Origin of the sequence: Thalassospira sp. CH_XMU1458 (assembly GCF_037027205.1) — a bacterium.
GTDB lineage: Bacteria > Pseudomonadota > Alphaproteobacteria > Rhodospirillales > Thalassospiraceae > Thalassospira > Thalassospira tepidiphila.
Genome location: NZ_JAYMDW010000002.1, coordinates 1389405 through 1412358 on the forward strand (window position 1 = coordinate 1389405; position 22954 = coordinate 1412358).

The 22954-nt window shown below is 55.9% G+C and carries 16 protein-coding genes; 12 read left to right on the forward strand and 4 right to left on the reverse strand.

What is annotated here, in order from left to right; all coding sequences use genetic code 11:
- Positions 1-75 precede the first annotated feature (75 nt).
- On the reverse strand, positions 76-1977 hold the full coding sequence (locus WBY09_RS13880; RefSeq protein ID WP_336233029.1) for a sigma-54-dependent Fis family transcriptional regulator: 1902 nt from the start codon (positions 1975-1977) through the stop codon (positions 76-78).
- A gap of 376 nt (positions 1978-2353) precedes the next feature.
- Between WBY09_RS13880 and adh the strand changes: the two genes are divergently transcribed.
- Both adh and WBY09_RS13890 read left to right on the forward strand, forming a co-directional pair.
- The gene (gene adh, locus WBY09_RS13885) at positions 2354-3874 is read left to right on the forward strand and encodes an aldehyde dehydrogenase (protein ID WP_336233030.1); all 1521 of its coding nucleotides are present in this window, start codon (positions 2354-2356) and stop codon (positions 3872-3874) included.
- Positions 3875-3946: 72 nt separating this feature from the next.
- Complete coding sequence (locus WBY09_RS13890) at positions 3947-4354, forward strand: DUF779 domain-containing protein (protein ID WP_336233031.1); 408 nt, start codon at positions 3947-3949, stop codon at positions 4352-4354.
- 171 nt (positions 4355-4525) lie between these two features.
- Here the strand turns inward: WBY09_RS13890 and WBY09_RS13895 are convergent, their stop codons facing one another.
- Positions 4526-5530, reverse strand: coding sequence for a YeiH family protein (locus tag WBY09_RS13895; RefSeq protein WP_336233032.1), 1005 nt, complete (start codon positions 5528-5530; stop codon positions 4526-4528).
- 109 nt (positions 5531-5639) lie between these two features.
- Between WBY09_RS13895 and WBY09_RS13900 the strand changes: the two genes are divergently transcribed.
- From WBY09_RS13900 to WBY09_RS13915, 4 genes are all read left to right on the forward strand, one after another.
- Positions 5640-6536, forward strand: coding sequence for a LysR substrate-binding domain-containing protein (locus tag WBY09_RS13900; protein WP_336233033.1), 897 nt, complete (start codon positions 5640-5642; stop codon positions 6534-6536).
- 206 nt (positions 6537-6742) lie between these two features.
- On the forward strand, positions 6743-8131 hold the full coding sequence (locus WBY09_RS13905; RefSeq protein ID WP_336233034.1) for a cytochrome ubiquinol oxidase subunit I: 1389 nt from the start codon (positions 6743-6745) through the stop codon (positions 8129-8131).
- 2 nt (positions 8132-8133) lie between these two features.
- Positions 8134-9126: a cytochrome d ubiquinol oxidase subunit II gene (gene cydB / locus WBY09_RS13910; RefSeq protein WP_443082662.1), complete on the forward strand. Its 993-nt coding sequence runs from the start codon at positions 8134-8136 to the stop codon at positions 9124-9126.
- A complete protein-coding gene (locus WBY09_RS13915) occupies positions 9126-9260 on the forward strand; it encodes a DUF2474 family protein (protein WP_197147134.1) in 135 nt (44 codons plus the stop codon). The genes cydB and WBY09_RS13915 overlap by 1 nt, the downstream gene beginning before the upstream one ends.
- Positions 9261-9367: 107 nt before the next feature.
- On the opposite strand, the gene WBY09_RS13920 is transcribed toward WBY09_RS13915, so the two are convergent.
- Together WBY09_RS13920 and WBY09_RS13925 are read right to left on the reverse strand one after the other, a co-directional pair.
- On the reverse strand, positions 9368-10585 hold the full coding sequence (locus WBY09_RS13920) for an aminotransferase-like domain-containing protein (RefSeq protein ID WP_336233036.1): 1218 nt from the start codon (positions 10583-10585) through the stop codon (positions 9368-9370).
- A gap of 157 nt (positions 10586-10742) precedes the next feature.
- A complete protein-coding gene (locus WBY09_RS13925) occupies positions 10743-11543 on the reverse strand; it encodes a hypothetical protein (RefSeq protein WP_336233037.1) in 801 nt (266 codons plus the stop codon).
- A gap of 345 nt (positions 11544-11888) precedes the next feature.
- On the opposite strand from WBY09_RS13925, the gene cysD reads away from it, so the two are divergent.
- The 6 genes from cysD (at position 11889) to WBY09_RS13955 (ending at position 22909) form a co-directional block, all read left to right on the forward strand.
- A complete protein-coding gene (cysD, locus tag WBY09_RS13930) occupies positions 11889-12782 on the forward strand; it encodes a sulfate adenylyltransferase subunit CysD (RefSeq protein ID WP_245227912.1) in 894 nt (297 codons plus the stop codon).
- On the forward strand, positions 12782-14701 hold the full coding sequence (cysN, locus tag WBY09_RS13935) for a sulfate adenylyltransferase subunit CysN (protein ID WP_336233038.1): 1920 nt from the start codon (positions 12782-12784) through the stop codon (positions 14699-14701). Before cysD ends, cysN begins: the two co-directional genes overlap by 1 nt.
- Positions 14702-14861: 160 nt before the next feature.
- Entirely contained in the window at positions 14862-15683 is an 822-nt protein-coding gene (locus WBY09_RS13940) for an ImuA family protein (RefSeq protein ID WP_197147129.1), read from the forward strand.
- Positions 15595-17229, forward strand: coding sequence for a Y-family DNA polymerase (locus tag WBY09_RS13945; protein WP_336233039.1), 1635 nt, complete (start codon positions 15595-15597; stop codon positions 17227-17229). The genes WBY09_RS13940 and WBY09_RS13945 overlap by 89 nt, the downstream gene beginning before the upstream one ends.
- A 4-nt stretch (positions 17230-17233) precedes the next feature.
- Positions 17234-20608 (forward strand): error-prone DNA polymerase, encoded by a 3375-nt coding sequence (locus tag WBY09_RS13950; protein ID WP_336233041.1) that lies wholly within the window; start codon positions 17234-17236, stop codon positions 20606-20608.
- Positions 20609-21082: 474 nt separating this feature from the next.
- Complete coding sequence (locus tag WBY09_RS13955) at positions 21083-22909, forward strand: ABC transporter ATP-binding protein (RefSeq protein ID WP_287444138.1); 1827 nt, start codon at positions 21083-21085, stop codon at positions 22907-22909.
- Positions 22910-22954 lie beyond the last annotated feature (45 nt).

Consider the following 22954-nt stretch of genomic DNA (forward strand, 5'->3'; position numbering starts at 1 on the left):
CGTTACTTAAAACAATAACGGTGTGCCCTACAATGAAAACATTCGCAAAATCGGTCTAAAGCCCTTTTTGACCAATCAGCGCCGTTCAATCCCAAGGCGCGCCATCCGGCGATATAACGTGTTGCGCCCGATACCAAGCGCCTTGGCGGTGTTGCTGATATGCCATTGGTGATCACGAAGCAGCTGACGCAGCGCATCGGCCTCGGCGCGCTCCATGGTTTGGCGCGGCGATGGTGTTTCATTGGTCTGTGTCGCGTGGAAATCGTCGGGCAGATGATGACGTTCAATCACGCCGTCTTCGGCAAAGACCGCGGCATATTGCAAAACATTGATCAATTCGCGGACATTGCCCGGCCAGCCATGACGGGTCAAAAGAGAAAGAACATCGTCTTCGCACTGAACATAGTCGTCTGACAGAACCGCCAGAAGCCGCCCGATCAGATCGACAAGATCGCTTCGTTCGCGCAGAGGCGGCACGGCAAGGCGCGCGCCCTTGATGCGATACAAAAGGTCTTCACGGAATTTCCCCTCGGCCACCGCCGCGTTAAGGTCAACATTGCTGGCACAGATCAGGCGGAAATCGACCGGTACCGATTTCGTGCTGCCAAGCGGCTCGACCGTGCGGCTTTCAAGAACACGCAGCAAACGCCCCTGTGCAGCCAGCGGCATGTCGCCGATTTCATCAAGAAACAGCGTGCCGCCATTGGCCTCGCGGATGCGGCCACCAAACCCGTCGCGTGCAGACCCGGTAAAGGCACCACCGGCATGACCGAACAATTCGTTTTCAATCAAACCTTCGGGCAAGGCGGCACAGTTGATCGCAACAAACGTCTTTGACTTGCCAAGGGTGGCATTATGAATATGACGGGCCAGATATTCCTTGCCGCTGCCGGTTTCACCCGACATCAGAACATTGATGTCCTTGGCGTGCAGACGCGTACCGATTTCGAAAATGCGCCGAAGGGCTGCGTCCTTGTCCGGGATATCAGTCGTGCGTCGGGCTGGCAGGGATGGCGCCTTGCGCGCCACCGGTGTTGAGCGCCCGACATAACGGCGGCGCATGCGTTGCGGGATGGTGACACTGCCAAACAAAACCCCGCCGCCCGCGATATTAAGCGGGGTTGCCGATGGTCCCTGCCCGTCCGGGCTTGCCAGTTTGGCAATCAGATTATCAACATCCATCTCGAACATATCGGCGATATCGGCGGAATTATCACACGCCGCCAGAATGCGCCGCGCAGTCGATGTCGCCCCACTGATTGTGCCATCTGGCGCAATCGAAATCATCGCATCACGGGTTGATCCGACATGGCGGGCATCGGGATGCAGATGAACAATCACATCACCGGCGCGCTCATCAAAAAACAGGATACGCTCAAGCGCATCGGCATAATCGGCCACCATGCCGCGCACGCGCAGGCAATCGGGGCGTTTGATATCTTCGCGCACAGCCGACACATCCAGAACCGAGCACACCTTGCCATCGGGATCAAAGACGGGGGCTGCTGTACAGGTCAGAACCGAATGCTGTGCCAGAAAATGTTCGTCCTTGTGGATGGTGATCGGGCGGCCTTCGACAATACAGGTGCCAATGCCATTGGTACCTTCGCGTTCCTCGCTCCAGACCGCACCGGGCAAAAGGCCGTTGGTGCGAAACGATGGCAAAAGCGAATGGGCCGCAACGCTGTCAAGGATCACACCGCTATTATCGGTCAGAAACACCGCATAGCCGGATGCATCAATCTTGCGATACAGCGTGCGCACAAGGTCATGGGCATGGTGATAAAGCCGCCCGTTGCGATCACGCAATTGCCGGGTCTGGCTTTCAGATATGACTTCGGGACGGCGCAGGGTGTCATGAGCCAGACCAAAGCGTTGTTCACACCGTTGCCAGCTTTCGAGCACCGCACGATTTTGCGCCCCGCCGCTCAGCTGCAGGGCTGCTTCTATCCGTCCGCCGGGAATGTTTCCTGACATAGACGCTATCTCCCTTGTGTCGGTGTTTTTGCCATTTCTTTGGCCCGGATTTTTCCGGTGCGTGACTTTTGCCACAGCCGATCACAGGCCAAATCGTAACACATTTGACGTCCCCCACGCCAAACAGTTTCGCCCGCCAAATCCGGCAAAACCGCGAGTGTTCCATTTTTGGAACAATTTGTGCCAATCGCCCTGTTCCAGTCATGCCGATGGCACAAAACACCCGGTTCAACGGGAAACGCGCAACCATCTGAAAAACAGGTTCTTTCTGACAAACCGCCATCGAAATCACCAAGTGGCACGACCTTTGCGGGTAACGGATCGTCATAATCAAAAATGCGGGCGGCAAATCGCCCGTTATCTCGGAGGAACCCAAATGATCTACAAGAATCCAAATGACTCTGGCAGCAAGGTCAGCTTCAAATCCCGCTATGAAAACTTCATTGGCGGTGAATGGGTGGCCCCAGCCAAGGGTCAGTATTTTGAAAATGTCTCGCCGGTGAATGGCAAGCCGTTCTGCGAAGTCGCCCGATCGAGCTCTGCAGACATTGAAAAGGCCCTTGATGCCGCCCATGCCGCCTTCCCGGCCTGGGGCAAGACCTCGGTCACGGAACGGGCCAACATGCTCAACAAGATTGCTGATCGTATGGAAGCCAATCTTGAAATGCTGGCCGTCGCCGAAACCTGGGACAATGGCAAGGCGGTGCGTGAAACCCTGGCAGCAGACATTCCGCTTGCGATTGACCATTTCCGCTATTTCGCGGGTGCCATTCGCGCACAGGAAGGCTCGCTTGGCGAGATTGACGACAATACCGTCGCCTATCACTTCCACGAACCGCTTGGCGTGGTCGGTCAGATCATTCCATGGAACTTCCCGATCCTGATGGCGGTCTGGAAACTGGCCCCGGCCCTTGCCGCGGGGAACTGCGTGGTTCTGAAACCGGCCGAACAAACCCCGGCATCGATCTGTGTTCTTCTGGAACTGATTTCCGATCTGATCCCGGCAGGCGTGGTCAACGTTGTGCAGGGCTTTGGCGTGGAAGCTGGCAAGCCGCTGGCACAAAGCAACCGTATCGCCAAGGTCGCCTTCACCGGGGAAACCACCACCGGCCGCCTGATCATGCAATATGCATCGGAAAACATCATTCCGGTCACCCTCGAACTCGGCGGCAAGTCGCCCAACATCTTCTTTGAAGACGTGATGGCCGCTGACGATGATTTCCGCCAAAAAGCAGCCGAAGGCATGGCGATGTTTGCCCTGAACCAGGGTGAGGTTTGCACCTGCCCGTCGCGCGCGATCATTCAGGAAAGCATCTATGACAAGTTCATGGATAGCGTGCTGTCGCGCATTGCCAACATCAAACAGGGCAACCCGCTTGATACCGACACCATGATGGGTGCGCAGGCATCGACCGAGCAGATGGAAAAAATCATGTCCTATCTGGATATCGGCAAACAGGAAGGTGCCGAAGTCCTGTGTGGCGGTGACAAGGCCGATCTGGGCGGTGACCTTTCCGATGGTTTCTATATCCAGCCGACCATCTTCAAGGGCCATAACCGCATGCGGATTTTCCAGGAGGAAATCTTTGGCCCGGTCGTATCGGCCACCACGTTCAAGGACGACGCTGAGGCGCTGCATATCGCCAATGATACGCTGTATGGCCTTGGCGCTGGTGTCTGGACGCGTGATGCCAACCGTTCATACCGCTTCGGCCGCGACATCAAGGCCGGTCGTGTGTGGACCAACTGCTATCACCTCTATCCGGCGCATGCGGCCTTTGGTGGTTACAAGCAATCGGGCATCGGGCGTGAAAACCACAAGATGATGCTCAACCATTATCAGCAGACCAAGAACCTTCTGGTTTCCTACGATCCGAAACCGATGGGCTTCTTCTGATCCGATCCTCTTCACAACCGGACGCAAGCACCGTCTTGCGTCCGGTCGCCTTTTGCAAAGAAGGAGGTGACATTGAACGGATCTGACACTGTTCCTGACAGGGTGGTTGCGACCGATGCCGCGACCCAACTGATCAGGAAGCTTAAGGATATCCACGGGCCGGTGATGTTTCATCAGTCCGGGGGCTGCTGTGATGGCAGTGCACCGATGTGCTTTCCCGATGGGGAGTTCAAAACCGGTGATCAGGATGTGTTGCTGGGCAAGATCGAAGGCAGCCCGTTTTATATCGGGCGCGCACAGTTCGAATATTGGCGCCACACCCAGCTGATCATTGATGTGGTCGATGGGCGCGGCGGTATGTTTTCGCTTGAGGGGCCAGAAGGCAAACGCTTCCTGACCCGATCCCGCATCTTTAGCGACGATGAATGGAAGGCCTTAAAGGCGTTCGAGGAGACCACACCTATCGCACAGCCACGATAACACTGGCAATTCAGGCCCCACACCCTTCCTGCGGCGTTTCGTTTGATTGCACCCTGTCACACGGTGCTCCCCCCAACGAAACGCCATAAGAGGTTGGCACGACCGTACCTGTGCCAGGCCTCTTTTCCCTCACCCGCTGCCCCCATTCTGGCAGCGGGTGTTTTTTGAGCTTTACGCCAGAACCGCAAGCACCACACCGGCAAGGGCACACAAAAACATCAATGACAACAGGGCCGCCATCACCACCCGGCCACCGACATGCAGGACATTGCGAATATCAACACTCAGTCCAAGGGCGGCCATGGCAAGGATGGTCAGGAAGGACGAGGTGGTTTTGATCGGCGCACGGGCAATATCGGGGATCAGGTCAAACGAACAGGCCGCCATCATGGCGATAAAACCGATGATGAACCACGGCACGACCTGCGCAATCGGAAGCTTGGTTTCACGTGCCCGCCCGCCAATCAAAGCCAGCGCAAAGATCACCGGCCCCAGCATCAGAACCCGGATCAGCTTGACCAGTGTACCAACCTGAACGGCAAGGGTCCCGGCCGGGGCGGTTGCGGCCAGAACCTGTGGCACGGCATAAACCGTAAGGCCGGAAAAAATACCGTACTGGGTTGCGGATAGTCCCAATCCGACATGAAGCATCGGCAAAACAAAGACAAACAGCACACCCAGAACCGCCGTAAAGGAGATCGAGGCCGCCACATCATCTGATTGTGCCTCAATCACCGGGGCGGTTGCCGCAATTGCCGAATTACCACAGATCGAATTCCCACACGCCACCAGCATCGAAAGATGGCTGGAAAGGCCAAACGCGCGCCCGATGTGGTAACTGACAAACAGGCTGATACAGACGACCGCGATGATGGCCGCAACCAACCCGCCACCAGCCGACCCGATGGCCTGCGCACTGATTGACGCCCCCAAAAGCACAATGGCAATTTCAAGCACCGTCTTGACGCAAAACCGAACCCCGGCAAAATAGCGCGGCGCCAGACCAAACACCGATCGCACCACCACCCCGATCAGAATGGCAAAGACCAGACTTTCCACCCAGCCACGCCCGAACAACATACGCTCGGCATGTTCGGCCAGCTTGGCTGCCAGCGCGACCAGAATGGTTACGGCAAGTCCGGGCAGGATCGGTTTGAGGCGGGCGTTAAAAAACATGGTTTTCCTGTGTTTTGATCACAGGCAGAAAATCTCACGCCTAACCATTTACTTCCATCGAATAAAAACTCATATTTCATTCGATTAAATTGAATGATTGAGCATAACCATGATGACACTTGAACAGCTTCAGATCTTTGTCGCGGTTGCCGAACGCGAACATCTGACGCGCGCGGCCGAGGCGATTGGGCTTACACCATCGGCCGTCAGTTCCGCGATCAAGAACCTTGAAGGCTTTTATGGTGTGGCGCTGTTTAACCGGGTGGGACGGCGGATTGAACTGACCCAGACCGGGCGACTGTTTTTGGATGAGGCCAAATCAACGCTGGCGCGTGCGCGGGCGGCTGAACTGACTTTGGCCGAACTCGGCGGCATGCAACGCGGGGAGCTTAATGTTTATGCCAGTCAGACGATTGCCAGTTACTGGTTGCCGCCGTTTCTGATGAAATTCCATGATCAGTATCCCGGCATCGAAATCCGTCTGACGATTGGTAACACTAAAACCGTATCTGATGCGGTGCGCGGTGGCGCGGCTGATATTGGCTTTATCGAAGGCGATATCAACGAACCAACACTTGCCAAACGCGAAGTCGCCGAAGACGCATTGGTGATTGTTGTTTCGCCCAAACACCCATGGGCTAATGGCCGGGCCCTGACCCCTCAGGCCCTTGTCACCCAGACAAACTGGATCCTCCGCGAAGCCGGGTCGGGAACCAGATCGGAATTTGAAACCGCCCTTCGGGGTCAAGGCGTTGATCCCGCGCGCCTGCGGACCGCACTTGTCCTACCGAGCAACGAGGCGGTCATTACCGCAGTCGAAAACGGCATCGCCGCCACCGCCGTTTCGCAGTTCGCGGTAAGCTCGCTGATCGCCCAAGGCCGCCTTGCGCGCGCCAACTTCCCGATCCCGCCGCGCAAATTCATGGTCCTGCGCCACAAGGAACGCCAGCAAACCCAAAGTTCTTTGGCACTTGAGAAACTGTGCCTTTCGCCCCTGAATACCTAGATCGCAACAATCGAATTTAAAAATATTCCAAGTGTAAATTGCGCATTCGCAATGCAGCATTTTGGGGTCGGTTCTAATGGTCGGTCTGACAGGGCAACCTGTGCATGCGCCACCCGAAACCGACACATGCATCCGTCAAAGGGCACTTCCGAACCCGGAAGATGCAGAGTTGTCCAGAGGCTTCGCCACCTTAGAGGACCCTGCCAATGCTTGATGCAGAACTATTGGCGCGCATACAGTTTGCCTTTACCGTCTCGTTCCACATTATCTTCCCGTCCTTTACCATCGGACTGGCAAGCTTCCTGTTTGTGCTCGAAGCCCTGTGGCTGCGCACTAGGGACGAGACCTATCTTTCGCTTTACAAATTCTGGATGAAAATCTTTGCCCTGGCCTTTGGCATGGGCGTCGTATCCGGGATTGTCATGTCCTATCAGTTCGGCACGAACTGGGGACCGTTTTCCGAATTTACCGGCGGTGTGATCGGCCCGCTTCTGGCCTATGAGGTGCTAAGCGCCTTCTTCCTTGAGGCAGGCTTCCTTGGCATCATGCTGTTTGGCTTGAACCGTGTCGGACCGAAGCTGCACTTTACCGCCACCACCATGGTTGCGATTGGCACGCTTTTCTCGGCCTTCTGGATTTTGTCGGCCAACAGCTGGATGCAAACGCCTGATGGCTATGTGATTGAAAATGGCCGGGCGGTTGTTTCAAGCTGGATCGATGCGATTTTCAATCCGAGCTTCCCGTATCGTCTGGTTCATATGGTGCTGGCGGCTTACCTCACCACCGCCCTTGTGGTTGGTGCGGTTGGTGCATGGCATCTGATGCGTGATCGCGAAAACCGGGCGGCCAGGATCATGTTTTCCATGGCGATGTGGATGGCGGCCATCCTTGGCCCGATCCAGATTTTTGCCGGTGATTTGCACGGGCTTAATACCCTTGAACATCAGCCTGCCAAAGTGGCCGCGATGGAAGGGCATTTTGAAACCCGCGAAGGTGCACCGCTGATCCTGTTTGGCATGCCCGACATGGAAGAGGAAGAAACCAAATACGCACTCGAAATCCCCAAGCTGGGTTCAATGATCCTGACCCATGAATGGGATGGCAAGATCACCGGGCTTAAGGACTTCGCACCTGAAGATCGCCCGAATGCGGCAATTGTGTTCTGGACCTTCCGGATCATGGTTGGGCTGGGTGTTTTGATGGCACTTCTGGGTATTGCCAGCGTCATCGCACGCCTGCGCAAGAAGCTTTATAGCTGTGGCTATCTGCATCGTTTTGCCCTTCTGATGGGGCCAAGTGGCTTTGTTGCCATTCTGGCCGGCTGGTTTACCACCGAAGTCGGGCGCCAGCCCTGGGTGGTCTATGGCCTGATGCGGACATCCGAGGCCGGGTCGCCCGTCGCCCCGACGGCCATTGCCGGATCGCTGATCGCCTTTGTTGTGGTCTATGCCATCGTGTTCGGGGTCGGCACGGCCTATATCCTGCGCGCCATGGTCAAGGATCCGCGTGCGGCCCACATCCCTGAAGAAACCGAAATCTTGCGGGCCGGTGGTCGCCAATCGACAGCCGCACATCCGCCTGTGGCAGGAGAATGATCATGGATTATCAACTGATCTGGGTTCTGCTGATTGCTGTTGCCGTCTTTGCCTATGTCACGCTGGATGGCTTTGACCTTGGCATCGGCATCCTGTTTCCCTTTATCAAAGAGCCGAAAAATCGCGGCCGGATGATGAATACCGTCGCCCCGGTGTGGGATGGCAATGAAACCTGGCTGATCCTGGGGGGCGGTGGACTTTATGCCGCCTTCCCGCAGGCCTATTCATTGCTGATGACGGCTTTTTATATTCCGGTCTTTACCATGTTGCTCGCGCTCGTTTTCCGTGGTGTGGCGTTTGAATTCCGGTTCAAAAGCAAGAACCACCAGAAACACTGGGACTTTGCCTTTTCCGCCGGATCGATCATCGCAGCTGCGATGCAAGGTGCCATGCTGGGCGGCTTTATCGAAGGCATTGCCGTTGAAAACGGACGTTTTGTTGGCGGTGCGTTTGATTGGCTGAGCCCGTTTTCGGTGTTCTGTGCCACGGCTGTTGTCGTCGGCTATGCCCTGCTCGGCACCGGCTGGCTGATCATGAAGATGGAAGGCGATTTTCAGGGCAACCTGCGCAAACTTGCCAAACCAGCCGTAATCTGGATGGCGGCCAATCTTGGCGTGGTGTCGCTGATGACGACCTATGTTAACCCGGCCTACGCCCAGCGCTGGTTTGAACTGCCAAACATGCTGTATCTGGCCCCGATCCCAATTGTGACGGTTGGTCTGCTCTATTGGTTATGGCATGCGGTCAAGAAGCGTGAAAAGACGGTGTTTGGCATCACGCTTGGCATTTTCTTCCTCAGTTACGTCGGTTTCGGGATCACGCTTTATCCCAATATCGTGCCGCCGATGATCACCTTCCGCGATGCGGCTGCCCCGGAAAACAGCCTTGCCTTCATGCTGGTGGGGGCTGTGGTCCTGCTGCCGATCATTCTGGGCTACACCGCCTATGCCTATTGGGTATTTCGCGGCAAGACCGGGGATGAGGGGTATCACTGATGACCAGCATCAAATCACCTGTCAAATCCCCAAAAGCCCGCAGATGGCTGTGGTTTGTCGGCCTTTATGTCGGCGGGGTTGTCGTGCTTGGCGCAGCATCCTTACTGCTGCGTGCCCTGATGGGTCAGGCGTGATGATCCACTTGACCTAACCGAACCAAACTCCCGTGACCTGCTTCATACCCCCGACAGCAGGTCTCTACCCGGCAGCACTCCCCACCCGCTGCCGGGTTCTTTTTGGCTTACTGGTTGTCCTTGCGCCGGATCAGCAGGGCCAAACGTTCAATCCCGTCGCGGATACGCTCGCTGCTTTCGGTGGCAAAGCTCAGGCGCGCGGTATTGATGCCGCTTTGGTCACAGAAGAATGCCTGACCGGGGACAAAGGCTACTTTGGCGTCTTCCATCGCATCGATCAGAAGTTCGCGGCTGTTGATGTTTTCGGGCAATGTTAACCAGACAAACATGCCCCCTTGCGGGCGCGACCAGCTGACACCTTCGGGCATGAAGTCCGCAAGCGCGCCCAGCATCACATCACGCTTGGCGCGATAGGCATCCTGCAGGGTTTCCAGATGGCTTGGGAACAGTTTCGATGCGGCACGCAGTGCAATTTCCTGATTGATCGTTGAAACATGCAGATCCCCCGCCTGCTTCATCAAAACAAGCTGACGGATCACCGGACGCGGTGCCGTGATCCAGCCAATACGAAGTGCCGGTGCCAGCGTTTTGGAAAAAGTGCCCAGTTGAATAACCGTTCCGGCATCCGGATCGCCATAGGTATCATCAAGTGTCAAAAGGGACGGAAGGCTTTCACCTTCATAGGCAAGCTTGCAATAGGCCGCGTCCTCAAGGATCACCGCGCCATATTTGCGGGCAGTATCGAGCACCGCCAAACGGCGATCAAGCGAATAGGATCGTCCGGTCGGGTTCTGGAAATCAGGCGACAGATAGGCAATCCTGGCCCCCTTGGCAAAGGCGGCATCAAGTTCGGCAATCACCGGCCCCTCATCATCCATGGCAATGCCGACATAGCTTGGCCGACGCATGGAAAAGGCCTGCATCGCGCCAAGATAGCTTGGCTTTTCCAGAACGATCTCGCGCCCCGGTTCCAGCAACAGGCGGGCGAGCATATCCAACCCCTGCTGCGCACCACAGGTGATCAGGATATTATCAATATCGCACGCAGCCCCAGTCGCCGCCAGATCATCCGCAATCCATTGCCGCAACCCGGGCAGGCCTTCACTGATGGAATATTGCAGGCTGCGACGCCCGGCCTGCTCATCGCCGGTCAGATCGCCATAAACGTCATTAAAGGTCGCAAGCGGGAAAAGCTTGGGATCGGGCACGCCACCGGCAAATGAAATAATCTCTGGCCGTTCAGCCACTTTCAGCAGGTCACGAATTTCAGACGCCCGCAGGGCACGGGCATCGGCGACGATCATTTCATTCCATTGAACAGACATGGCAGCACTCTTTAGGTCAGCAACATTGCCGTTATTTGGCAAGCAACACTGACCTAAATCAAGTTTATTTTATTAACTCATCGAAATTTGAAATAAAATTACAATGCACTCCATCGCCAAGCTTGTTACAGCTCCATGCGGTTTTGCGCTGTGCCTTCTATTTTACCCGCAGCGAGGCCCTACAAAAGATCACGGAGACCAGCACAACCGCGAAACAGCCGATCAACGCGGAAAATGCCGCACTGACGATCAGAAATGCCGGATCGGCGGGAATGCCAATGGCAACCAGTATCGCCACCACCTGCCCCGTGACTGGCAATACCAAGGCTGAGAGAATGGGCAGGAACAAAACCACCGCCAAGAGTCGCACAAACAGATAGAAGAAGCATCGCCGTCCGACGGCCAGAACATCGCTAAACCTTGCCCGCCCCGTCTGAACGATCATCGCCCCCCATGCGCCCAACAGCACAATCAGGACAAAGACCAGAAGGGCCGTCACAGCCCCCACACCAAGACGCAACGCCGCCGACGCATCAACGCGGCCTGTACTCATCAAAAGAAGATTGGACACGAAAACAAGCTGATAGAGCGTGATCAACACCGCCACCACCAATGCTGCAGCCATCATGCCCCGCGCAAAACGCAACAAACCGGCCAAACCTTGCATGCGCATGGCCGCAAACCCGACCTCGCCCCTCAGGACAGCGATGTGGCTGACATAGGCAACAGGGATCAGCGGAATGGCATAAATCGCAAACCAGATGACTTGCCAGATGGCGCCCATCAGGTTGGTCGACCCTTCAGCATCCAGCAATGCCGGGCCGGGCATGACAGAACCAAGCCCGCCGATCAGAACCGTCAGCAGTACCGAAATGGCAACAATGCCCCGCCCCTGCCACATCAGGGCCATACCATCCTGAATAATCCAAGTCTTGAATGGCTGTGCGTGTCCGTTCATCGCCCCCCACATATCGCCGCCGCAATTGCGTGCGATTGATATGGCGATGAATGGGGTATCTGGTCAATGCATCTGGCTTGGAAGGTAAAATTGAGGCCTTCCTCCCCGAACAGAGGCCCTGCGATGCAAATAAACTTGCCCTGCCACGCCTTTCAAATTAAACACTATTAAAGGTGTTGATAAACATTCGACTACAAAATTTTGTGTAAAAATAGAAATCACACTTGCGTTGCGGGGCGTTCCATATTACCCATCAAAGCTAAGTGAAATACTTTTATAAACACTAAATTATGTGTTGATTGCCACAGTTATGATTGATCGGCAGGAAAGAGAATGCAGCCTAATCTGACCCATCTCCGCCAGCTTGAGGCAGAGAGTATCCACATCATCCGCGAGGTGGCGGCATCGTTCGAGCGGCCGGTGATGCTTTATTCCATCGGCAAGGATTCATCAGTTCTGCTGCATCTGGCGCGCAAGGCGTTTTATCCTGCCCCGCCGCCCTTTCCATTGATGCATGTCGATACCACCTGGAAATTCCGCGAAATGATCGAATTTCGCGACCGGATGGCGGCTGAATATGGCTTTGATCTGATTGTTCACATCAATCAGGACGGTGTGGAGCGCGGCATTGGTCCGTTCACCCATGGCTCCAGCCTGCATACCGATGTCATGAAGACGGAATCGCTCAAACAGGCGCTGAACAAATACAAGTTCGATGCGGCCTTTGGCGGTGCGCGGCGTGACGAGGAAAAGGCACGTGCCAAGGAACGCGTGTTTTCCTTCCGCACCGAAACCCATCGCTGGGATCCGAAAAACCAGCGCCCGGAATTGTGGGATATCTATAACGCCCGGATCAACAAGGGTGAAAGCATCCGTGCTTTCCCGATCTCGAACTGGACCGAGCTTGATATCTGGCAATATATCTATCTCGAGCAGATCCCGATTGTGCCGCTGTATTATTCCGCCAAACGTCCGGTGGTCGAACGTGACGGCATGCTGATCATGGTCGATGACGACCGGATGCCGCTGAACCCGGGCGAAACGCCGCAAATGAAATCGGTGCGTTTCAGGACCCTTGGCTGCTATCCGCTGACGGGTGCTGTTGAGTCTGAGGCAGCCACCCTGCCCGATATTATTCAGGAAATGCTTTTGACCCGTTCAAGCGAACGTCAGGGCCGCATGATTGACCACGACCAGGCCGGGTCGATGGAGAAGAAGAAGCAGGAAGGTTATTTCTGATGTCCCATAAATCTGACCTGATTGCTGAAGACATTCTTGGTTACCTCAAGGCCCAGGAAGAAAAAAGCCTTCTGCGTTTCATCACCTGCGGCAGCGTGGATGATGGTAAATCGACCCTGATCGGGCGTCTGCTTTGGGATTCCAAACTGATCTTTGAAGATCAGCTGGCCGCCCTTGAATCAGATAGTCGCAAGGTTGGCACCCAAGGCGGCGAGATTGATTTCGCCTTGCTGCTTGATGGTTTGCAGGCCGAACGCGAACAGGGCATCACCATTGATGTCGCCTATCGCTTCTTCTCGACCGACAAGCGCAAATTCATCGTCGCCGATACACCCGGCCACGAACAATATACCCGCAATATGGCAACCGGTGCCTCGACCGCCGATGTGGCCGTCATCCTGATTGACGCGCGTAAGGGCATTCTGACCCAGACCCGCCGTCACAGCTTCATCACATCGCTTCTGGGCATCAAGCATGTGGTGCTGGCCGTCAACAAGATGGACCTGATCGACTATGATCAATCCAAGTTTGATCAGATCGTTGCAGAGTATCTGAAATTCGCCGAACAGCTGAACTATAGCTCGATCACCGCGATCCCGCTTTCGGCCCTTCGTGGCGATAACATGATCGAGCCGAGCGCGAATACGCCCTGGTATTCCGGCCCGACGCTTCTGGCCCATCTTGAAGATGTGCAGGTCGAACAGGATGCGATTGAAAAGCCGTTCCGTTTGCCAGTGCAGTGGGTGAACCGCCCGAACCTTGATTTCCGGGGTTTTTCCGGCACCATTTCATCAGGCCGCGTCAAACCGGGTGACGAGGTTGTCGTTACCGCATCGGGCCAGACCAGCAAGGTCAAGGACATCGTCACCTTTGATGGCAACCTTGACGAAGCGATTGCTGGTCAGGCGATCACCCTGACCCTTGAAGATGAAATCGACATTTCGCGTGGCGACATTTTGGCACACGCAGATGCCAAACCCGACTTTGCCGATCAGTTCGAAGCCCGCATCATCTGGATGCATGAAGATCATCTTCTGCCCGGCCGTCCCTATCTGATCAAGATGGGCGCACAGGTTGCCAATGCGCAGATCAGCGACCTTAAATACAAGGTCAATGTGAACACGCTTGAACATGTGGCGGGCAAGACGCTTGAGCTTAATGAAGTCGGGATTGCCAATATCTCGGCCGACAAGGCGCTGGCGTTTGACCCATATGATCAGAACCGTCATTCAGGCCGCTTCATCATTATTGACCGCTTTACCAACGCCACCGTTGGGGCGGGCATGGTCAACCATTCCCTGCGCCGTGCGACCAACATCAAATGGCAGGAAATGGACATCAACAAGGGCGCGCGTGCCTATCAGAAAGGCCAGAAATCGGTCATTCTGTGGTTTACCGGCCTGTCGGGTGCAGGCAAATCGACCGTTGCCAACCTAGTTGAGAAAAAGCTCCACGCCCTTGGCAAGCACACCTACACCCTTGATGGCGACAATGTCCGTCATGGCCTGAACAAGGATCTTGGCTTTACCGATGCCGATCGCGTGGAAAACATCCGCCGTGTGGGGGAAACCGCCAAGCTTTTTGTCGATGCGGGCGTGATCACGCTGGTGTCCTTCATCTCGCCGTTCAAAAGCGAACGCCAACTGGCGCGCAGCCTTGTTGAAAAGGACGAGTTCATCGAGGTGTTTATCGACACCCCGCTTGAAGTCTGCGAACAGCGCGATGTGAAGGGGCTTTATAAAAAGGCCCGTGCCGGCGAGATCGCCAACTTCACCGGGATCGACAGCCCCTATGAGCGCCCGGAAAATGCCGAGATCACGGTCAACACATCCGATCAAACCGCCGAAGAAGCCGCAGAGGCCATTGTCGCCAAGCTTGAAGAATTCGGTGTTCTCGGGGCCTGGTTCCCGGAAATCTGATCTGCACTCAGACATGCATTCAGGAAAACCCGGCATTTGCGAATGCCGGGTTTTCTTTTGCTTCAACCACATATCACCGATCCTGAAAAACCCGATTGGATACGCCTTGACTCCTGTTCCGCTTTGACCACATAAAACAGAACAAAACAGGAACAATAAAATGTCAGACAGACGCATTCATCAGGCACGCGCGGCACTGGCGCGGGCCGAGCAACAATGGAAGGTTCAGGTTTCCTGTCTGTCCGGTGGGCCAGATCGGGTAGACAGGGTGATTGCGCGTGCCTTTGGCAGCACATTCCTGCGCGATCATATCAGCCTCGGCGGTCTTGCCCCGATTGGCCTGCATGAAGTGCTTTGCGGCCATGATGATTGCGCGGCGTCCCTTTTGGCGTGGTATCTGGCGACATTGTCTGTGGATGCGTCCTCTGATGCCTCTAATCACCCATCTGCCCCGCCACCCGGCAAGGGCATTTTCTGGATCCGGCAGCGTCGGGCCCTTGATCAGGGCGGGTTTTATGCCCTTTCCCTGCCGATGACGGCCCTTGAACCCAAACCGTTGATGATGACAGTCGATCAACAGGCCACCGCCCTTTGGACCTGCGAGGAAGTGGCAAAATCCGGTCAGGTCCGTGCGGTGATCATTGAAACCACCGACTATGACCTGACCACCGCCCGGCGCCTGCAACTGGCCTGTGAAAGTGGTGGCACACGCATCATTGTTTTGCGCCCGCTTGCCAGAAACGGGCGCATTCCGACCTCAAGCGCATGGACGCGCTGGCAAATCACACCTGTAAACGCCTTGGAACCAACAGAACGACCAACAGGAAACGACCATCATCTCAGCCTGATCGGGGGACGCGGGGTCCGACCGGGAAGCTGGAAAGTCAAAACCGATGCAACAACGTTTTCTTTATCTGTGGCTGACCCACTGGAAAACCGACTGTCAGAAGCCTCAACACAAGACAGGCACGCCCACGCCTGATCAGCCCCGCGATGCTGACAGTCTGAAAACTGCCCCACAGGCCTCAAAGCCACAAGACACCCCGCACGTGATCACGCGCAGCGATCACAAGGGTGTGCTCGTCTGCGGCCTGAATGCAGCGGCACAAAAGGCCGGACTTCATGGTGGCATGCGTTTGTCGGATGCGCGCAGCATCCTGCCCGATCTTCAGGACAGCCCTGAAGAGCCTGAACTCTGCGATGGCAAATTTGCCCGTCTGGTGCGCTTCATGGACCGCTATAGCCCATGGATTGCGCCGGATCGGGACTTGCATGCGCATGGGCTTAATGGGGATGCTGGCCTATGGCTTGAAATCACTGGCGGCAGTCATTTGTTTGGCGGCGAAAGTGCGATGATCAAACAAATCCTGCGCGATATGAAGGCCCAAGGCATTGCTGCCCGCACCGCCATTGCCGATACCGCTGGTGCCGCATGGGCCGCGGCCCGGTGTCATCCGGGCGCACCCAATGAGCGCATCTTGTCCCTGCCACGCGATCACGGGATTGCGGCCGGGTTTCCGGCATCCTGTCTGCGATTATCGGATGACATCAGCGCGGTTCTGTCGCGACTTGGCCTGAAACACCTTGGCGATATCACACCCCTGCCGCGTGCCAATATCACCACCCGCCTTGGCCCGGATGTGTTGCATCGCCTTGATCAGTTTTATGGCCGCCTGCCCGAACATCTGAATTTTGAGCTGCCCGATGCGCCGTGGCTGATCAAACAAAGCTTTGGCGAACCATTGGGGAGTGCTGACACGCTGGCACATGCGATTGAAAGCATGGTGGCCGATCTGTGCGCCAAACTGCGCGATGAAAACCTTGGTCTTAGGCGCCTGATCGTTCGGTCCATTCGGGTCGATGGCCATGCCCATACCATCACGACCACAACTGGCACGCCCTGCCAGTCCGAAAGCCATATCCTGCGATTGCTCGCGGAAAAGATGCCCGGTGTTGATACCGGCTTTGGCATCGAACAGGTGATTATCTATGCCCCGTGGGTCGAACATGTTGCCTTTCGTCAGGTCCGCCTTGATCGCAAGCAGGAAGACAACAGCGACACCATTGCGCTTGCCCAACTGCTTGATCGCATTGCCCATCATCTGGGGCCCAAGGATATCCTGTTTCGCCCGGCCCATCACGCCAGCCACCTGCCCGAACGGGCGGCCATAAGGCAGCCGCCCACCGGGGCTGCCAAACCGGCACGTCTTGCGGATGCGCCCCTGCCCAAACGCCCGGTTCGGCTGATTGATCCGCCCGAACCGGTTGATGTCATGGAACGTAGTGCCAACGGTGCGCCGACAAAGCTACGCTGGCGCAAGATGATGATTGATGTTCTGCGGGCCGACGGGCCAGAGCGCATCTGCCCGGAATGGTGGAGCCATCTGGACCGGGATAATTACGCCCTGTCGCAGATGACACGCGATTATTTCCGTATATGCGATCAGAAAGGCCGGTTGATCTGGCTGTTTCGCAGCGGCCATGCCGGGCAGGATATCTGGTCGGTGCATGGATTGTTTGCCGGATGATGCCATGACCAAGAAAACCAACCGCACCGATGATCCGGCCTATGCCGAACTGCATGTCAGCAGCAATTTTTCATTTCTGCGCGGCGCATCGCATGCCGAGGAACTGGTCCTGACCGCAGCCACCAAGGGCCTGCATGCAATTGCGATCACCGATCACAATACGCTGGCCGGGGTGGTGCGCGGCCATACCGCCCATCGCAATTATGCCGACCGGTTGAATTACATTGTCGGCTGTCGGCTTGATCCTATGGATGGTCCATCCTTGCTGTGTTATCCGACCGACCGTGCATCTTATGCCCGACTGTGCCGGCTCCTCACCCTTGGCAAGCGGCGCGCGCCCAAGGGATCGTGCGAGATTTATCTTGACGATATCGTCACCCATGGCGAAGGCCTGCTGTTTATCGCCGTGCCGCCACAGGTGCCGGGTGACACCTTTCGCACTGAACTGATCAGTTTGAAATCGCATTTCGAAGATCGCATTTGGCTGGCCATCGGGCGGTTTATGGACGGGTTTGACAGCGAACGATTGGAATTTACCGAGGCGGTCGAGGCCGATCTTGGCATTCCGGCCGTGGTGACCAATGACGTGCATATGCATTTACGATCGCGCAAACCATTGCAGGATGTCCTGACCTGCATTCGCCATCACTGCACGATTGAGGATGCGGGATACCGTTTATTCCCCAATGGCGAACGCCATATCAAATCACCGCGTGAAATGGCCCGCCTGTTTCCGGGTCACCCGCACTGGATCGCACGCACCGTCGAGATAGCCGATCAATGCACCTTCAGCCTGGATGAGTTGCGCTATGAATACCCCGATGAAAATGACGGATCGGGCGAAGGCACCCAGGAACGGTTAATCCGCCTGACCTGGGAAGGCGCGCATAAACGCTATCCCGAAGGTGTGCCGGGCAAGGTCAAAAACCTGATCGAGACAGAACTTAAACTGATCGACGAGTTGGGCTATGCCCCCTATTTCCTGACCGTGCATGACATTGTTGCCTTTGCCCGGTCCCGTGGCATTTTGTGTCAGGGGCGCGGATCAGCGGCCAATTCATCGGTGTGTTTTTGTTTGCATGTCACCTCGGTCGATCCCAACAAGGTGGAATTGCTGTTTTCGCGCTTCATCAGCAATGCGCGCAATGAACCACCGGATATTGATGTCGATTTTGAACATGAACGCCGCGAAGAGGTTATTCAGTTCATCTATGAACGCTATGGCCGCGAACGGGCGGGGTTGACCGCCACGGTGATTTCATATCGATCGCGCAGCGCCATTCGCGATGTTGGCAAGGTATTTGGCCTGTCGGAAGACACCATCGTCAAACTGACCAAAACCATCTGGGGATCCAGCAGCAAGGGCGCGCATGACAATATGATGCGTCAATCTGGCATTCATCCCGATGAACCACGCCTGAAGGCGGTTCTCGATATCGCGGGCGAGTTGACGGGCTTCCCGCGCCATTTGTCGCAACATGTTGGTGGTTTTGTCATCACGCGCGGGCCGCTTTGTGAACTCTCGCCGATTGCCAATGCCGCCATGGCGGACCGGACTACCATTGAATGGGACAAGGATGACATTGATGCGCTGGGTATCCTTAAGGTCGATATCTTGGCCCTTGGCATGCTGACCTGCATCCGAAAGGCCTTGGATGAGCTGCGCACGCACAAGAACATTGATTATGATCTGGCCACCCTTCCCAAGGAAGATCGGGCGACCTATCGCATGCTGGAAAAGGCCGACAGTGTCGGCACCTTTCAGGTGGAATCGCGCGCGCAAATGAGCATGCTGCCCCGCCTTAAACCGCAAAGCATCTATGATCTGACCATTCAGGTCGCCATCGTCCGTCCCGGCCCGATCCAGGGCGGCATGGTCCATCCATTTTTGCAGCGGCGCATGGGCCGTGAAAAGGTCGAATATCCATCCCCGGAACTCGAAGCCGTATTGAAACGCACCTGCGGTGTGCCCCTGTTTCAGGAACAGGCGATGCAGATCGCCATTGTCGCCGCTGGCTATTCCGGCGGAGAGGCCGACAACCTGCGTCGTGCCATGGCAACGTTCAAGCGCACCGGCACCATTGGCGAACACCGGACCAAGTTCATCAATGGCATGCTGGGTAACGGCTATGACATGGAATTTGCCGAACGCTGCTTCAAACAGATCGAAGGCTTTGCCGATTATGGCTTCCCCGAAAGCCACGCGGCGAGTTTTGCCATTCTGGCCTATGCGTCGTCCTGGCTTAAATGCCATCACCCGGATGTGTTTTTATGTGCGCTTTTGAATTCGCAACCGATGGGGTTTTATGCCCCGGCACAACTGGTCAATGATGCGCGCAATCACGGGGTGCGCGTGCTTGAAATCGATATCAATCACAGCTTCTGGGACAATCAGCTGGAACGTGAACTGGGCCGCACGGCGGGATATCATTCCGTGCGGCTTGGCTTTCGCCAGATCAAGGGATTTGGCGAGCTTGATGCCCTTGCCCTGATTTCCAACCGGCCCGCTGGCGGGTTTCAGGATGTCTATCTGATGGCGCGCCAGACAGGACTATCCCCAGCAGCCCTTGAAAAACTGGCTGAGGCCGATGCGTTCGGATCGCTTGGCTTATCAAGGCGCGAAGCCCTTTGGGCCGTGCGGCGTTTTGGCAAGGGGCGCAAGGCCCCAGCAAGCCTGCCGCTGTTTGAGGCGGCCCAGAACTTTAACCACAATATGGGGGTCTCGGCCGAATTTGGCGCAGAGGCGCCGGTGGACCTGCCGATCATGGGCCCGGGCGAAGAGATCATCGAAGATTACGCCAGCCTGCGCCTGTCGCTTAAGGGCCATCCGATGGCGATGCTGCGTGATGCATTGGGTGCCGCCGGTGTATGTACCGCCAGTGATCTGCCCAATGTGCGAAATGGGGATCGTTTGACCCATGCGGGACTTGCGATTGTTCGCCAGCGCCCCGGCACGGCATCCGGGGTTGTTTTCATCACCCTTGAGGATGAAACCGGCATCACCAACCTTGTGGTCTGGAGCAAGGTGATGGAACAACACCGTCGCGAGGTGATGACCGCCACGGTCCTTGGGGTGACCGGCAAATTGCAACGTGAAGACGGGGTGACGCACATCATTGCCGACAAGCTGGTCGATCTGAGCCATATGCTGCAATCGATGAGCGAGAACACCAAAATTGCGCGCGATGCCAACAACCATCCACGCAACCTGCGCTGGGCCAGCCCACGCACCGCCCTGCCAACCGGGGAAGCCACATCACCCACAGCACCCCGACCCGCCCCTAAACCGGAGGCTGATTTGGATCAGCTGGGCTCAAAACCAGAAACACGCACCGCCAGTCACAAACGTCTTAAGATCGACAGCCATGATTTCCATTGATCTGACCGTTTGACCCAAACAGGTATCGGCCAATCCAACTCACGGAGTCTGTCTTTTTGCCCTTGGACCGGCACATCACGCATCCAACACCGAGCTTAAGAGCCAAAAGAAGTCGCCTGTAACTATTTTTATTAAAAACAGCAAACTAGCAGATCGCGAAAAAGGGTCTGACACGTCCGAAAGTGCAGAAAATGCGATTTGAACTTCAAAAAAAGACAAAACGTTGACAAAACGTCAGATAAATGATGATGATTGTGTATAAATTATAAATCGCTCAACCGCGATCAGGGTTGCTGAACTCTATTATCTGGAAAAAGGTACGTGCTGCCGGTGCAGCAAACATCGGGATCATCGCCCCCCACGGCGTCCCAACACCTCTTTATCAGATGCCAACCATCCACAGCAATTCCGGGTCCCGGTCTGCACGGTACGCGCCACCCCGCGTTCCGACACTTGATAGTCGAGGATAATCGCGTGACTGAACATGCCCCGCTTCTGCGTATTGAGGATCTGTCTGTCGAGTTTGGCGCATCGCGCGTCATTGAAAACCTGAACCTTTCCGTTTCACCGGGCAAAACGACGGCCATTGTCGGAGAGTCCGGATCAGGCAAGTCAGTGACCTCTCTTTCGGTGATGCGTCTGGCAGAAATGATGGGGGCAACGTACCCGTCCGGGAAAATCATCTTTGAAGGAACGACGGGCAAAACGGATTTGCTCGCCCTGCCGCAAAAAAAGATGCGTGCGATCCGTGGCAAGGACATTGCCATGATCTTCCAGGAACCGATGACGTCGCTGAACCCGGTATTCACCATAGGTGACCAAATTGCAGAATCGCTGATCCTGCATGAAGGCATGTCCAAGAAAGACGCTCTGAAAGAAGGGCTGCGGCTTCTTGAAATGGTGCGCCTGCCAGATGCCGCACAACTTCTGAACCGCTACCCACACCAACTTTCCGGCGGCATGCGACAGCGCGTAATGATCGCCATGGCCCTTGCCTGCCGGCCCAAAGTGCTGATTGCGGACGAGCCGACCACCGCCCTTGACGTCACCATTCAGGCCCAAATCCTGACCATCATTCGTGATCTTCAGGCCGAACTCGGCATGGCGGTTATTTTCATCACCCACGATATGGGCGTGGTGGCCGAAGTTGCCGACGACGTCGTGGTGATGTGGAAAGGTAAAAAGGTCGAGGAAGGCCCGGTCAAAGACCTGTTTGCCAACCCAAAGCACCCCTACACCAAAACACTTCTTTCGGCGGTTCCGCGTCTTGGTGCCATGGCGGGCGAGAAATTCCCCAAACGGTTCCCGGTTGCCGTCATGGATGGCGACACCCCGCGTATCGTCGGCAGTGAGCACATCCAGAACACGGCAAAATACGATGCCCAACCACTTTTGCAGGTGCGCGATCTTGTCACCCGCTTTGACATCAAAAAGGGGATTTTTGGCGGCGTCACACATCGTGTGCATGCGGTCGAAAATGTAAGCTTTGACATTTACCGCGGCGAGACTCTTGCCCTGGTCGGAGAGTCCGGATCAGGCAAATCGACGATCGGGCGGACCATTCAGCAATTGCAAAAAGCCACCAGCGGTAACATCACATTTGATGGCCGTCCCTTTGCCAGCATGGGCAAGGCTGATCAGCAACGTCTGCGTCAGGAAATTCAATATATTTTCCAGGACCCGTTTGCCTCGCTTGATCCGCGCAAAAAGGTCGGTTTTTCAATTGCCGAACCGATCCATACCCATCATCTGATGGATGGCACCAAACAGATCAAAATGCGCGTTGACCAGTTGCTTGAACGTGTCGGCCTGACATCGGCACATGCGGATCGCTATCCGCACGAATTTTCCGGCGGTCAGCGCCAGCGCATCTGTATTGCCCGTGCACTTGCCTCGAACCCGAAACTGATCATCGCGGACGAAGCTCTTTCGGCCCTTGATGTGTCGATCCAGGCACAGATCATCAACCTGTTCATGGAATTGCAGGAAGAACACGGCCTGGCCTACTTGTTCATCAGCCACGACATGGCCGTCGTTGAAAAGATGAGCCACCGGGTCGCCGTGCTGTATCTCGGTCAGGTCGCCGAACTTGGTTCGCGCCAGCAGGTTCTTGAAAACCCGTCACACCCTTATACGCAGCGCTTGCTCAGCGCCGTACCGGTGGCCGACCCCACACGCGACGTTAATCGCACCATGCTTGACGGTGAAATTCCAAGCCCGGTGCGTCGTGTCGGGGATGAACCGGCCATTGTCAGCTATCAGGAAATCGCACCCGGCCATCTTGTGGCCAACGCGGTCTGATCGGGCTTTCGGGACGTCACCCAAAAAAACACCAGAAAATCAAAA